15 protein-coding genes are annotated in these 13,337 nt (G+C 46.7%); 9 read left to right on the top strand and 6 right to left on the bottom strand.

The features are described from left to right. Positions 1-66: 66 nt before the first annotated feature. A complete protein-coding gene (locus tag SEDOR53_RS0114460) occupies positions 67-555 on the top strand; it encodes a cytidine deaminase (protein ID WP_026770364.1) in 489 nt (162 codons plus the stop codon). Positions 556-603: 48 nt separating this feature from the next. On the opposite strand, the gene SEDOR53_RS0114455 is transcribed toward SEDOR53_RS0114460, so the two are convergent. The 3 genes from SEDOR53_RS0114455 to SEDOR53_RS0114445 all read right to left on the bottom strand — a co-directional run bounded on the left by SEDOR53_RS0114455 (position 604) and on the right by SEDOR53_RS0114445 (position 3,567). Then, positions 604-2,631: a gliding motility-associated C-terminal domain-containing protein gene (locus SEDOR53_RS0114455; protein ID WP_026770363.1), complete on the bottom strand. Its 2,028-nt coding sequence runs from the start codon at positions 2,629-2,631 to the stop codon at positions 604-606. A gap of 92 nt (positions 2,632-2,723) precedes the next feature. Continuing rightward, complete coding sequence (locus SEDOR53_RS0114450; RefSeq protein ID WP_026770362.1) at positions 2,724-3,221, bottom strand: methylated-DNA--[protein]-cysteine S-methyltransferase; 498 nt, start codon at positions 3,219-3,221, stop codon at positions 2,724-2,726. 16 nt (positions 3,222-3,237) lie between these two features. After that, the gene (locus SEDOR53_RS0114445) at positions 3,238-3,567 is read right to left on the bottom strand and encodes a tRNA-binding protein (RefSeq protein WP_026770361.1); all 330 of its coding nucleotides are present in this window, start codon (positions 3,565-3,567) and stop codon (positions 3,238-3,240) included. Between the two features lie 39 nt (positions 3,568-3,606). Between SEDOR53_RS0114445 and SEDOR53_RS0114440 the strand changes: the two genes are divergently transcribed. Next, complete coding sequence (locus tag SEDOR53_RS0114440) at positions 3,607-4,017, top strand: OsmC family peroxiredoxin (RefSeq protein ID WP_026770360.1); 411 nt, start codon at positions 3,607-3,609, stop codon at positions 4,015-4,017. Between the two features lie 5 nt (positions 4,018-4,022). On the opposite strand, the gene SEDOR53_RS0114435 is transcribed toward SEDOR53_RS0114440, so the two are convergent. Continuing rightward, complete coding sequence (locus SEDOR53_RS0114435; protein WP_026770359.1) at positions 4,023-4,892, bottom strand: transglutaminase family protein; 870 nt, start codon at positions 4,890-4,892, stop codon at positions 4,023-4,025. 223 nt (positions 4,893-5,115) lie between these two features. Between SEDOR53_RS0114435 and SEDOR53_RS0114430 the strand changes: the two genes are divergently transcribed. Further along, positions 5,116-6,189, top strand: coding sequence for an acyl-CoA desaturase (locus tag SEDOR53_RS0114430; RefSeq protein WP_037361395.1), 1,074 nt, complete (start codon positions 5,116-5,118; stop codon positions 6,187-6,189). Between the two features lie 41 nt (positions 6,190-6,230). Here the strand turns inward: SEDOR53_RS0114430 and topA are convergent, their stop codons facing one another. Further along, positions 6,231-8,828, bottom strand: a complete 2,598-nt coding sequence (topA, locus tag SEDOR53_RS0114425; protein WP_026770357.1) for a type I DNA topoisomerase — start codon at positions 8,826-8,828, stop codon at positions 6,231-6,233. 66 nt (positions 8,829-8,894) lie between these two features. Beyond that, entirely contained in the window at positions 8,895-9,758 is an 864-nt protein-coding gene (locus tag SEDOR53_RS0114420) for an alpha/beta hydrolase (RefSeq protein ID WP_198018962.1), read from the bottom strand. Positions 9,759-9,772: 14 nt separating this feature from the next. On the opposite strand from SEDOR53_RS0114420, the gene SEDOR53_RS0114415 reads away from it, so the two are divergent. From SEDOR53_RS0114415 to SEDOR53_RS0114390, 6 genes are all read left to right on the top strand, one after another. After that, a complete protein-coding gene (locus SEDOR53_RS0114415) occupies positions 9,773-10,549 on the top strand; it encodes a Rossmann-like and DUF2520 domain-containing protein (RefSeq protein WP_026770355.1) in 777 nt (258 codons plus the stop codon). Positions 10,550-10,621: 72 nt separating this feature from the next. Continuing rightward, a complete protein-coding gene (locus SEDOR53_RS0114410; RefSeq protein WP_026770354.1) occupies positions 10,622-10,960 on the top strand; it encodes a 2Fe-2S iron-sulfur cluster-binding protein in 339 nt (112 codons plus the stop codon). A gap of 9 nt (positions 10,961-10,969) precedes the next feature. After that, positions 10,970-11,209, top strand: a complete 240-nt coding sequence (gene iscX, locus SEDOR53_RS0114405) for a Fe-S cluster assembly protein IscX (RefSeq protein WP_026770353.1) — start codon at positions 10,970-10,972, stop codon at positions 11,207-11,209. 24 nt (positions 11,210-11,233) lie between these two features. Continuing rightward, positions 11,234-11,749, top strand: a complete 516-nt coding sequence (locus SEDOR53_RS0114400) for an HAD family hydrolase (protein ID WP_026770352.1) — start codon at positions 11,234-11,236, stop codon at positions 11,747-11,749. Positions 11,750-11,771: 22 nt separating this feature from the next. Further along, entirely contained in the window at positions 11,772-12,719 is a 948-nt protein-coding gene (locus tag SEDOR53_RS0114395; RefSeq protein ID WP_232214780.1) for a geranylgeranylglycerol-phosphate geranylgeranyltransferase, read from the top strand. Then, positions 12,716-13,321, top strand: a complete 606-nt coding sequence (locus tag SEDOR53_RS0114390) for a nucleoside triphosphate pyrophosphatase (RefSeq protein WP_026770350.1) — start codon at positions 12,716-12,718, stop codon at positions 13,319-13,321. Before SEDOR53_RS0114395 ends, SEDOR53_RS0114390 begins: the two co-directional genes overlap by 4 nt. The last annotated feature ends 16 nt before the right edge of the window (positions 13,322-13,337 follow it).

The following is a 13,337-nucleotide window of genomic DNA, read 5'->3' as shown; positions in this document are numbered from 1 at the left end:
TTTATTTACCGTAAGGGGTCCTCATCGCTGTGGCGTTGAGGACTTTTTTGTCTAAACAGGTTTGCCATGAAACATGTGCATATTGGTTTTGAATACGAAGTATATGATACCATAGACCAATTGTTGCTGCAAGATGCGCAACTATTGAACAAGGCTCGTGAAACAACTACGATTGCTTACGCACCGTATTCCGATTTTAAAGTGGGTGCTGTAGCCTTATTGGCCAACGGAAAAGAAATAAAGGGAAGCAACCAGGAGAATGCGAGTTATCCTGTGGGCATCTGTGCCGAACGGGTGTTGCTCTCGGCGGCTTCTTCACTTTACCCGGGGGTGCCGGTTACTACGCTTGCCATCAGTTACCACAACCAGCATGGAGCCAGCGATCATCCTGTATCTCCCTGCGGCCTCTGCCGGCAAAGCCTGTTGGAACACGAAACACATTTTAAAACACCCATCCGCATCATCATCAGTGGTATGGAAGGAAAAGTGTTCATCATTCCGGAAGCAAAGCTATTGCTCCCCCTGAGTTTCACCAGTAATGATATGAATCTATAACCATTGAGCCATTGAGTATTGAGCCATTGCGTAATTGTTGAATGAATGTCATCGGATCAATACAGCCGTTCCATTCATAAACAACTTTTGCCCCGTGTCTTTGTGTGTGAACTCGAGTGTCCACACGTAGGTTCCGCTGGGTTGTTGCATGCCCTTGAGCGTGCCATCCCATTTTTTGCCTGGATCCCTCGATTCAAAAATAATCTGTCCGTATCGGTTGAAAACCCGGAATATCATATTGCCGGCTTTGAAAGCGTTGAGCGGATAGAGATAATCGTTCAACCCATCGCCATTGGGCGTGAATGCCGAAGGAACTGCTATATAACAACTGACCAATAAGGTGATACTTCGATAAGCAGTGTCACTGCATTGGCTGTTATTGGTCGCAATCAACTGGGCAGTATAAGAACTGATGCGAGAAACCAGTGGGTAACGTTGCGCAGGTGGCGATTGCACCATACTGGTAGCACCATTCCCGAAATTCCAGTTCCACTTCACAACCCCGCTGGCGCTGGTACTGGCATCGGTAAAGACGAGGGTATCGGAAGGACACAAAGAATCCCGCGCATTAAAAGCTGCTTTCACGGTCAGGTCGGGCAGCGTAACAGAAGTTGCTGCGGTATCGCTGCATTTGCCATTACTGACCAGCAAGCTGATCTTTTTTGTTCCGAACACATTGTATTTGAATACCGGGTTCTGCACAGTGCTGGTATTGCCGTCGTCTATGCTCCAGTTCCATTGGCTGGCGTTGTTGTTACCATTATGCGTGAGCAGGAGGGTATCATATTTACAACCGGTATTGACAGTTGACCGGAAATCGGCCGTAACAATATTTTGTGTGGTGAAAGAGACGGAAGAGCCGGCAGGGGTGGTTTTTCCGCATTCATTGATGAGTGTATTGCCATCACTTCCATTGCGCAGTGTTATCACGAATGTGCCGTTTGTTTTGATAGGTGCAGTAAGAAAAAGATTGATGATGGTAGATACCCCACCGCTGCAATTGCCCATGGCACTTTTAATAGTAACCGGAACCGGACCCGTGATGATAAAATCACTGCCATCCTCTGCAATGGAGCTGCAATTGATAGGATTTTTGAATACCAGTTGAAGGGTGTCGGTGATGCACAATACAGGGCGGATGCTGTCCATCGGTGTGGGGGTAGCAGGAGTAAAACTCAGGCTGGTATTGGATCCGGCTGCAAGTTGATTATCACAATTATCAACCAGTGTGTTGCCATCAGTACCCACTTGTGCAGTTACCCGGTAGGTGCCGGGTGCGAGTATTCCATTCAGCTTCAACAATATGGAATCTGAATCAAAACTGTTGCCGCATCCATTGCCGGTAGCGGAAGCAATAGATACATTGCCTGGGCCAGTAACTTTAAAATCGCTTCCATCGGCATCAATACTCTTGCATTTTATTTTTTTGTTCAACACTACAACGATCTCAGTACCATCACAAACGGCGTACGCATTTTTAATAAGAGGAACAATAGGATTGACAATACTGGCAGTGCCGCCTCCGAAAGACAAAGTATAACCACTTTGTGTATCAGAAAAATGGCTGACCAGCAATATATATTGGTGCCCCACAATAAGTGCGGGCATTGTACTGAATGTTGATACACCCTGATCAGGGCGGGATGAACATTCATAAGGGTTACGGGCATTGGCGGAAGTACCGGTTGGACCGTAAGACCCCGACCAGTTAGAGGAAACATAGAGTGAGGGATCAGTGTAGACATCCATCGGATCATGATTGGTAATATCAAATAATTGCCAATCATAATCCTCATTTTGTGCCAACGGCGTGATGACAAAACCAAGTGTGCCGGCAGTATAGCAGGTAAATTTGTACCAGAACGGATTTTTATCGGTATAGGGGGTACCATCTGTGCAAAGGGTATGAACAGATTTACCACCGCAGATAGGCACAGACTGCTGGGTAAATGTAGTGCTGCCACAGACAGGGAAAGCAGAGTATGGATTTTGCCCCAATGTAGAACATGCCTGTTGGGAAATCCCCGGTTGTAAAATACCAAGCAGCAATACCACAAACACACAAAGTCTGGACATAAATTTCATCACACGAAAATACCGGATTATGCGGTTTGCTTATTGACTTTGTAATGCCATCGATCGCTGCTTAGATGCTGGATAAAATCAACTTAAAACAAGGTCTGCACCCCATGTGCAATTTTAAATTCGAGTTGGAGCAGCCATTTCTTACGCCACATACCTCCCGCATACCCTACGAGCGACCTGTCGCTTCCGATAACGCGGTGACAAGGAACGATGATGGCAATATTGTTTTTGCCATTGCTACTGGCGGCGGCACGGATGACTTTGGGGTCGCCAAGTCGTTTAGCGAGATCCATATAGCTGATGGTTTTGCCGTAAGGAATTTCAAGCAGTTCTCCCCAAACCCTTTTTTGAAAATCGGTGCCCTCCTGGTGTACAGGCAGTTCAAAATCCCGACGGTTACCATGGAAAAATTCAATGAGTTGCTCGGTGCACTGGTGCATGATCTCGGTAATGCCGGGTTCGCCATGCGTGAGTTGATCAGGGTTGTCAACAAAAGTTACTTCACCAATATAATGTTCCGTGCCTCCGATCTTCAGGAGGCCGATGGGGCTTTCGTAGTAAGTGTAGTGCAGTTCTCCCATGGTTAGCGTTGGGCGGTTATCCTACCCGTTGTCCGTTGGCAACTTCCCGGTCGGGCTGTAATAAAATTACCTGATTATTTTCATCATACACACCTAAAATCAGGCATTCGCTGAAAAAATTGGCAATTTGCTTGGGTGGAAAATTCACTACAGCCAGTACCTGGCGTCCCATAAGCGCCTCTTTGGCGTAATGATGGGTAACCTGGGCTGAACTTTGGCGGATACCGAGTGGACCGAAATCGATCTTTAACTGGTAGGCGGGTTTTCTGGCGGCGGGGAAATCATTAACTTCCAGAATGGTTCCGCTGCGGATATCGATTTTTTCAAAATCTGCCCAACTAATCATATATCATTTAATTTTGGTAAAACTAAAAATAACACATTTATGAAACGTACTGCAACTGCCGTTTGGAATGGCTCCGGCAAAGAGGGAAACGGACACCTGACCACCCAGAGCACTACCCTGAACAAAACACAGTATTCGTTCAATTCCCGTTTTGCCGATGGTGTGGGTACCAACCCCGAAGAACTGATGGCCGCTGCACATGCCGGTTGTTTTACCATGAAGCTGAGCTTTGTGCTCGGGGCTGCAGGCTTCACGCCCGATTCTATTGAAACCCAGTGTGCCATTACCCTGGAAGACGGTGTTATCAAAAGCTCGCAACTGACTACAAAGGCCCAGGTGCCTGGTATTACAGATGCCCAGTTCCAGGCCGCTGCCGCCGATGCCAAAGCCAATTGCCCGGTGAGCAAAGCGTACAAGATGGACATTACTTTGGAAGCCAGCCTGGTTTAATATGTTCAACTGAAAAGATCTGCCAGCTTCACCAGTTCCTTCTGTTTGTATTCATCTTTTGGACTGGTGAAGCATTTGGCTACTTCCTCCAGCAATACCTGTATGATCCTTTTGTGTGAGAGCGGCTTGAAATAAAATGAAACAGGGGGTACTGAAATCCTTTTGAAATAATTTTCTATGTCTGCGTGTGAATAGGCATGACCCGAAGTGGGGTCTATGTAAAAATGTATTTTGTTTTTGGGATTGCCTTTGTAGGTGTCAGGATCAAAATCGGAATGGAAAAAAGCAATCAGGCATTGCCGCGGTATATTGATGATCCGGGCATTGATATCCAACAACTCACAAAGCACCTGGTAAACAATGGCATTGCTGAGTGTATTGCCCTTTTTTGATTCCAGCACTTTGTGTATGAAAAAATCATCGGGGTTCGTATGTGCAATTTCCGATCCTTTGAGGTTGTAATAATTGTACAGGATGCTCGACAATACATTGGCCTGCTCAAGCGGCGTGAGAAAACTGTTCAACTCCAGCCATACATTGCGACGAATCTTTTCAATATCCTGTAATACGGGTGTTGTGTGCAGATCGGGATACTGGAATTTGCATACCAGCAGGGAACCGAAAAGCAGGTCGTTATAGGGACTATCGCGCCACTCCGTAAGATCGTTTTGCAGGTCTGTATAATGAAGCCGGTGGATGATCATTTCAATCCGTTCCTGCGTTTCTTCGTTCAGCGTGGTTTCCCAGAGATGCTCCAGGTTAGGGATAATGCCCTTGCCGTACCCCAGGATCTTTTCTGAAATCGTGGAATATACTTCCTCATCGGGGTCATCTATGAGGTTGAACAGGGCGTTTATTTCTCGGGTCTCCTGCATAAGGCTAGTTGGTTCAACACATAATCCACATCAAACTACGCTAAAATTCTCCAGATAATCGTATGCAAGTTTTCCCACTTGTGTGGAAATGTGATCTTTATATTAAATAATAATTCGCGAGATCTTACGTTGATTTTAACAGATTGGAAGAAAAAAAGTGCACGCGAAAATGCGCCGTGCCGAACAGAAAGGCTACCTTGTGCCGCCTTAACCAATGCTGTATATGTTGCAATCAGTTGTTCCCAAATTCCCTGCTGTTCAAAAATCCCTGCATACCGAATTGAAGAAGCGTGTACAGGCTTATTTTGACGAAAAGGGTATCGATTCCACAGGTAACCCCAGGCTCTTTACCAAAGCATTGCTGTTGGTATTGGGTTTCATCGCCGTATTTGTTCACCTTGTTTTTTTCACGCCGGTCTGGTACCTGGCTTTGGGCGAATGTGTGGTGCTGGGTGGATTGGTAGCAGGGATCGGTTTCAATGTGATGCATGATGGCAGCCATGGCAGCTTCAGCACCAACAAAGGATGGAATCGCATTGCCGCTTCTTCCATCAGCCTGCTGGGTGCGAATCATTTTATGTGGAACATGAAGCACAACATGATCCACCACAGCTTTACCAATGTAGATGGGGTAGACGACGATATTGAAATTGGAGCATTGATGCGCATGGCGCCTTCACAAAAGCGATACAAAATGCATCGCTTCCAGCATTTTTATTTTTGGGCCCTGTATATGCTGTTGTACCTGTTCTGGATCTTTTTTTCAGATTATAATAAATATTTTTCACGCAAGATCGGTAATGTGCCATTGAAGAAAATGAGCGTGAAAGACCATATTGAATTCTGGGGTGTTAAACTTTATCACATCCTTGTATTCATTGTCATTCCCGTCATTTTTGTAGGCTGGCTGAGCTGGCTGATCGGTTTCCTGGTGATGAGCCTGGTTGCCGGATTCATCCTGAGCATCGTATTCCAACTGGCCCATACGGTAGAGCATACGGAATTCCCCGTGGCCGATACAGAATCACACAAACTGCCCGATGAATTCGCGGCCCACCAGATCAAAACAACAGCCAATTTTGCTACCCGTAATAAACTGGTGAGCTGGCTGGTAGGCGGACTGAATTTCCAGATCGAACATCACCTGTTCCCCAAAATATCGCATATTCATTACCCCGCTATCAGCGAGATCGTAAGAAAAGTATGCATGGAATATCAATTGCAGTATATCGAATATCCCAGCATGCGCCAGGCAGTGGCCGCACATGTAAGATTTTTAAAACAAATGGGAAGATGAGTGAATTGCCCAATTGTGTAATGAACAATTGAGCAATTCGTTTATTTTTTTGTTGTAGTCGCCCTTTTAGTTCCGGTAGCTGTCTTTTTTACGGCTGCCTTCTTGGTGGCTGCTTTCTTTTTTGGAGCAGCTTTTGTTTTCTTGGCAAAAGCATTGGGCACCTGCTCTTCAATCATTTTTTTCACTTCATCCACATTAATATCCGCCAGTGTTTCAGCGGTGTATTTGTTGCCGTCAGGTGCTTTACCCAGTTTCAGCATTTTTTTGTTAAAGCGGATGAAGGGGCCCCAACGGCCGTTCTCGATAGAGATTTTTTCTGCAGGCCACTGTTTGATGAACCGGTTGGCTTCTTTTTCTAATTTCTTTTCTACCAGTTCATTGATATCCTGCTGGCTGAGGTTGTCAAAATTATAAGCACGGGGTATATTGATGAACATATCGTTCCATTTGATGAATGGTCCGAAACGCCCCTTGCCTTTGGTAACAGGGAGCTCCTGGTAATAACCGATGGGCGCATCGGCCTGTTGCTTTTCTGCAATCAGTTGTATTGCCCGGTCCATATCCATTTCAAAAAGGTCTTCGCCCTTGGGTATGGAAATGAACTGTTCTCCCAGCCTGATATACGGACCGAACCTGCCCACATTTACCGCCACTTCCTGTCCTTCATACTCACCCAGTACACGCGGTAGGGCAAACAATTCCATGGCTTCTTCCATGGTAATTGTTTCAATACTTTGCGTGGCTTTGAGTTTGGCAAAACGAGGTTTTTCTTCATCATCAACCTGGCCGATCTGTACCATGGGGCCATAACGACCCATACGGGCGATCACTTTTTTGCCGGTGGCGGCATCAATGCCCAGTTCTCTTTCTCCTTTGGCACGTTCTGCGTTTTCGAGTGTATGCTCAATGTCTACATGAAAAGGTTTGTAGAACGAATCGATCATATTGCTCCAGCGCGTTTTGCCTTCGGCAATCTCATCGAACTCTTCTTCTATACGCGCGGTGAAGCCGAAGTCCATTACTTTTTTGAAATGCTGTTTCAGGAAATCGGTCACAACACTACCCAGGTCGGTAGGGAAGAGTTTGCTTTTTTCTGCACCGGTATTTTCAACCAGTACTTCTTTTTTTACCTGGTTGTTTTTACCCAGCTTCAGTAAACGCACTTCTCTTTTCACACCATCCTTGTCGCGCTTCTCCACATAATTGCGTTTGATGATAGTGGAAATGGTGGGTGCATAGGTGGAAGGACGTCCGATACCCAGTTCTTCCAGCTTTTTTACCAGCGATGCTTCTGTATAGCGCGGGGCAGGACGGGTAAATTTCTCCACTGCTGTCATCTCCCTGAATTCGGGATGCTGCCCCACAGCCAGGGGTGGCAGGATACCTTCATTGTCCTCATCTTCATCGTCTTTTCCTTCTAGGTATACTTTCAGGAACCCGTCGAATTTCATCACTTCACCGGTAGCAGTGAGGGTTTCATTGTTGGTTGAAATATTGATCCTGGCAATCGTCTTTTCGAATTCGGCATCGCTCATTTGGGAAGCGATGGTTCTTTTCCAGATCAGTTCATAAAGCCTGCGGGTCTCTTCATCGGCCACCGTATGATTACTCATATAAGTAGGCCGGATGGCTTCGTGTGCTTCCTGTGCACTCTCGTTCTTGTTCTTGAACCTGCGGGGCTGGTAATATGCTGCGCCATAACTGGAAGCCACTTCCTTATGTATGTCCTGCATGGCTGTATCGCTCAGGTTGATGCTGTCGGTACGCATATAGGTGATCTTACCACTTTCATATAATTTCTGCGCCAGCAACATGGTCTTGGTTACGCCATAGCCCAGCTTGCGGGCCGCTTCCTGTTGAAGGGTGGAAGTGGTGAAAGGAGCGGTAGGCGTTCTTTTAGATGGTTTTACCGTTACATCGGTAACAGTGTAAGTGGCATCTTTACAGCCATTGAGGAAAGTTTCGGCAGATTCCTGGGAGGCCAGCTTGGCCGGTCCGTCTGCCTTGAAAGCGACCGGCTTACCATTTATATCTTCGGCGGCAAATAAAGCCTCTATTTTAAAACTGCTTTCGGGAATGAACTGGTTGATCTCTCTTTCCCTTTCTACGATAAGTCTTACGGCCACACTTTGTACTCTGCCGGCGCTGAGGCTGCGCTGCATGCCTATTTTACGCCAGAGTACCGGGCTCAATTCAAAACCCACTAACCTGTCCAGCACCCGGCGGGCCTGCTGGGCATTGACGAGGTTCATATTTATTCTCCGCGGGTTTTCCACCGCTTTTTTAATGGCTGGGGCTGTAATTTCATGAAAGACAATGCGTTTGGTGGTTTTGGGGTCCAGGCCCAGTACTTCGGCCAGGTGCCAGCTGATGCTTTCCCCTTCACGGTCCTCATCCGATGCCAGCCATACTTCGTCGGCCTTTTTGGCCAGTTGTTTCAACTCACGGACCACTTTTTCTTTCTCGCCGGGAACAATATAACGGGGCTGATACTGGTTGTTCAGGTCAATGCCCATATCGTCTTTTTCCAGGTCGCGGATATGGCCATAACAACTTTTTACCTCGAAATCTTTCCCAAGGATATTTTCAATTGTCCTGGCTTTAGCCGGCGACTCAACGATCAATAAATTCTTTGCCATGTAATGCAATATTAGGCCAAACCTGCAAAATGCAAAAAATGTTGAAAAAAAGGCGATTATAAACGGTTAACCCAGCAGAAAGCTGATAATTTCCTTCATCACCCGCTGATCGCGGTATATTTTATTGTGTCCCAGCCCTTCTGTAACCAGGAAGTGCAGGTTGGGGAGGGGTTGTTCCCGGGATGGGAGGGTGTCTTTAAAAGGACAGATACGGTCATGCAGGTCGTGCACCCATAAAATAGAAGCAGGCACCTGCCGAACCGCCCGGTTAACGGAAAAATGACTGATGGGCTGGTTGGCGAGGGATTCTATAATAGTTTCCAGGGCTGCCTGCGTTTCTTTTTTAATATTCAATAAACGGTAATATTGACGAAGTGCCCTGGATGTCTCGGTGGCAGGAGCGATCAATATCATTTTTTTGTTATGATTATCGGGCATCTCTTCCATGGCCAGGGAAATGGCCAATGCACCCAGTGAATGCCCGATGAATCCGAAAAAAGGGCCATACAGGGCTTCCACGCGCAAGAGCATGTTTTTGTACAGTATGGCATTGATCATTTTGCCATCGCTTGTGCCGTGTGCAGGAGCGTCGAAAATGAAAACTTCAAAACCTTCTTTGAGTAAAGGCTGTACATATTGTTCGAATTTATAACCATAACTGCTGAACCCATGTGCCACCAGTACTTTCCGTCCTGTACCCTGCGCAGGTTTCCAGTGAAACCCGCGAACCGTGATGCCTTCCAGTTCAAAGGAAAGGCGGCTTGCTTTGTGAAAAATGGGCGGGACTTTATTGCCGGGTCTTTTAACATAGGGTGTACAGACAAGGCGGAATGCAGATTCGGCCGCTTTGCGGGGAGATAATAGCCCAATGGTCTTGAATTTGGTTTTATAATAACCGATCACAACTCTTTGTGCTAATTTCATTTCCATATACATACAAAGATATGAAGGTTGTGATCATAGGTTCGGGTAATGTGGCGGCTGTAATGGGGCGGCTTATGCATGCCGCCGGCCATGAAATTGAACAGGTCTGGAGCAGGCAGGAAGCACATGCTGCATCGCTTGCGCAGGAATTGGGTGCAGCGGCGGTTACAGACCTGAAAGCTTTGAGGCCCGGAGCCGATCTTTACTTGCTGGCCGTGAGCGACACAGGCCTGGAACCGGTTGCCCAACAACTCAGGCTACACAATGAACTCATTGTTCATACGGCAGGAGCGGTTTCCAAAGAAGTGTTGAAGCCTGTAAGCAGCCGTTATGGCGTACTGTGGCCCATGAAAATGATCCGTAAATCCATGCAGACGATAGACCCTGTGACTATGGTAGTCGATGGCAATACAACAGCAACACTCGAAAGCATCGAAAAAATCGCAGGAATATTTACCAATGGTGTTATCACCCGCGCCGGGGATGCTACCAGGGAACGCATGCATTTGCTGGCGGCCATTACATCCAACTTCACCAACCATTTATACCACCTGGCGGCCGATTATTGCGCGGCGGAACAGATCGATTTTAGTCTTTTTTATCCCATCATTGCCGATACGGCCCGGCAGATACAGTCGTTCCACCCGAAGGAGGTACAGGCAGGGCCTGCTTTCCGCAATGATATCAGCACCCTGCAGAAACACGAAGCTTTACTGAAAGATTATCCGTCGTTACGCAAAGTGTACGAAGCCCTGAGCGAGAGTATCCGGCAGCAGTTTGGTCATGCTAACCGCTAAAACAAACGTTTCCGGCAGGTGTCCTTGCCTTTTTGTTCGTTTTCAGATACTTTTGCACCGGAAAATGAAACTATGTACACGATCAAGGTAAAGTTTGAGCAGCGGGGACTGGAGCCGGTTATATTGAGCAACATCAAGGCCGATCAGAGTTTGCTGGAGGTATGCCTGCACAATGGCATTGAATTACACCACAATTGCGGCGCCGTATGTGCCTGCAGTACCTGTCATCTGTATGTAGAAGATGGCATGCACCTGCTGGAAGACCTGAGCGATAAGGAAGAGGATTTCATTGATCGTGCCGTTAACCCGCGCATCAATTCACGCCTGGGATGCCAGTGTGTGTTGCAGGAAGGAAGCAAAGGAGAAGTTGTGGTAACCATTCCCGATCAGACGCAATTTTTGGGAGAATAAAATTTAATTATGAGTCATTTTGAACCGCCGATCCACTGGAACGATCATGAAGATATTGCCATGAAGCTGTATGAAAAGTTTGGCGATGATTTCACCGAGGCGAAAATATATCGCATCCGTTTCACCGAGCTGCTGGAGTGGATACTGGAACTGCCCGGTTTCGAAGGAACCCGTGAACAGAGCACCGAAGGGCACCTGGAAATGATACAGAGCGCCTGGGTTTATGAATGGCGCGATAACCAGAAATAATAACAGATACTTCAATCTTTTTGCATGCTGGAACGCTTCAAACCCATTACTGCTTTTGTCTTTGATGTAGACGGTGTACTTACCGACGGCAGCCTGCTGGTATTGCCCGGCGGTGTGATGGCACGGCGGATGAATATCAAAGATGGTTATGCATTGCAACTGGCTGTGAAGAAGGGATATAAAGTGGCAGTTATTTCCGGAGGAAATTCCGATGAAGTAAAAGAGCGCCTGAATAAACTGGGTGTAGAGCATGTATGGATGAAAGTGGAAAACAAAGTAGAGGTGCTGAAGGCATTCATGCATAATCACAATATTGACAGCACCCAATTGTTGTATATGGGAGATGATATCCCCGATATAAAAGCCATGGACCTGGCAGGCCTGCCTTGCTGTCCTGCCGATGCTGCACAGGAGATCAGGAAAAAATCATTGTATGTATCCCGGCTCAAAGGCGGCGAAGGCTGCGTGCGGGATGTGATTGAGAAAGTGATGAGGCTGCGGGGCGACTGGAATGAAGACTTCAGCATCAGGGCCCAATAGTTCATTATCTTGCATAGCATACATGCCCAATTTGAAACTCATTACTGCTTTTTTCAGACTGGTGCGATGGCCGAACCTGGTGTTCATCGTGCTTACCCAAATGCTGTTCGAATACTGCATTTATAAACGTATCTATATAGGAGAAGCCAGTCAGCCTAACGATACCCGCCAATTTATTTTTCTGGTCATTGCTTCTGTAATGATAGCGGCTGCAGGTTACATCATCAATGATTATTTCGATCTGAATATTGATCAGGTGAACAAGCCCGATAAAGTGGTGGTGAATGTGATCATCAACCGCCGGTGGGTGATTTTCTGGCACATGTTCCTGAGCCTGCTGGGGCTGTTCTTCAGTTTTGCAGCGCTTCCGCTGAACAATTACTGGCACCTGGTATTGGCCAACCTGGCGAGCATTATATTGTTGTGGTTTTATTCCACCAATTTCAAAAAACAGTTGCTCATAGGCAATATCATTATTTCCTTATTGACGGCATGGGTGATCATGGTGCTTTTCCTGTCCAAGCAACCTTTACAACTGGATCATATACTCGCCGTCAAAACAAATGAAGTGCGTTTTTTCAGGCTTACCATTGTTTATGCTGCGTTTGCTTTCATCATATCGCTGATCAGGGAAGTGATCAAGGATATGGAAGATGTGGAGGGCGACAGGCGTTACGGGTGCCGCACCATGCCCATTGTATGGGGTATCAATGCCAGTAAAGTGTATGCCGCAGTTTGGCTGATCGTACTCATTGCTTCGTTGCTGGTTCTCCAGTTTTATGTTCTGCCGTTCGGCTGGTGGCTCAGTGTGCTGTATTGTATCGTATTGATCATTGCCCCACTGGTATGGATATTGCTTAAATTATTCAAAGCCAGTTCAGCCAAAGATTTTCATACACTCAGTACCATCGTAAAACTGGTTATGATGACGGGTATATTGTCGATGGTGTTTTTTGGATTTTATTTATGACGAAGACTCCTATCATACTGGCCTCACAATCTCCACGCAGAAAAATGCTGTTGGAATGGGCCGAGATTCCATTTGAAGTGATCGTGCAATCTACCGATGAAAGTTTTCCTGAAGGAATGCCGGTAACCGAAGTGCCCATACATATTGCCAGGGGCAAGGCAGCAGCAGTAAAGCAGTACGTGCAGGAAGCTTATCATGGTGAATATGCAGGAAGTACCATCCTGGCGGCCGATACCATTGTGGTATTGGATGGGCAGGTGATTGGCAAACCTGCTGACCGCGATGAAGCGATCCGCATCCTTCAATTGCTCTCCGGTAATACACACCGGGTGATTACCGGCGTAGTGATCCTGCATAATGAGGGTGAAATATCTTTTTCAGATGTTACTGAAGTCCATTTTCATCACCTGAGTCTTGATCAGATCAGTTTCTATGTAGACAAATACCAACCCTACGATAAAGCCGGCGCTTATGCCATCCAGGAATGGATCGGTGTGGTGGGGATACAACGTGTGGAAGGCGACTTCTATAATGTAATGGGATTACCAGTGAGCAGGGTGGTGAGGGAGTTGTCAAATCACGTATTTTCCGCAAGCCATTAACGGCTATTTTGCCTGT

Source organism: Asinibacterium sp. OR53, from assembly GCF_000515315.1.
GTDB lineage: Bacteria > Bacteroidota > Bacteroidia > Chitinophagales > Chitinophagaceae > Sediminibacterium.
Note: the sequence above shows the minus strand (reverse complement) of the source record. Positions and strands in the feature narration are given on the sequence as shown.

Bases quoted from the DNA above. Each gene is read 5' to 3' on its own strand.
- SEDOR53_RS0114460 (WP_026770364.1), top strand. From the start codon at position 67: ATGAAACATGTGCATATTGGTTTTGAATACGAAGTATATGATACCATA.
- SEDOR53_RS0114455 (WP_026770363.1), bottom strand. From the start codon at position 2,631: ATGTCCAGACTTTGTGTGTTTGTGGTATTGCTGCTTGGTATTTTACAA.
- SEDOR53_RS0114450 (WP_026770362.1), bottom strand. From the start codon at position 3,221: ATGGGAGAACTGCACTACACTTACTACGAAAGCCCCATCGGCCTCCTG.
- SEDOR53_RS0114445 (WP_026770361.1), bottom strand. From the start codon at position 3,567: ATGATTAGTTGGGCAGATTTTGAAAAAATCGATATCCGCAGCGGAACC.
- SEDOR53_RS0114440 (WP_026770360.1), top strand. From the start codon at position 3,607: ATGAAACGTACTGCAACTGCCGTTTGGAATGGCTCCGGCAAAGAGGGA.
- SEDOR53_RS0114435 (WP_026770359.1), bottom strand. From the start codon at position 4,892: ATGCAGGAGACCCGAGAAATAAACGCCCTGTTCAACCTCATAGATGAC.
- SEDOR53_RS0114430 (WP_037361395.1), top strand. From the start codon at position 5,116: ATGTTGCAATCAGTTGTTCCCAAATTCCCTGCTGTTCAAAAATCCCTG.
- topA (WP_026770357.1), bottom strand. From the start codon at position 8,828: ATGGCAAAGAATTTATTGATCGTTGAGTCGCCGGCTAAAGCCAGGACA.
- SEDOR53_RS0114420 (WP_198018962.1), bottom strand. From the start codon at position 9,758: ATGGAAATGAAATTAGCACAAAGAGTTGTGATCGGTTATTATAAAACC.
- SEDOR53_RS0114415 (WP_026770355.1), top strand. From the start codon at position 9,773: ATGAAGGTTGTGATCATAGGTTCGGGTAATGTGGCGGCTGTAATGGGG.
- SEDOR53_RS0114410 (WP_026770354.1), top strand. From the start codon at position 10,622: ATGTACACGATCAAGGTAAAGTTTGAGCAGCGGGGACTGGAGCCGGTT.
- iscX (WP_026770353.1), top strand. From the start codon at position 10,970: ATGAGTCATTTTGAACCGCCGATCCACTGGAACGATCATGAAGATATT.
- SEDOR53_RS0114400 (WP_026770352.1), top strand. From the start codon at position 11,234: ATGCTGGAACGCTTCAAACCCATTACTGCTTTTGTCTTTGATGTAGAC.
- SEDOR53_RS0114395 (WP_232214780.1), top strand. From the start codon at position 11,772: ATGCCCAATTTGAAACTCATTACTGCTTTTTTCAGACTGGTGCGATGG.
- SEDOR53_RS0114390 (WP_026770350.1), top strand. From the start codon at position 12,716: ATGACGAAGACTCCTATCATACTGGCCTCACAATCTCCACGCAGAAAA.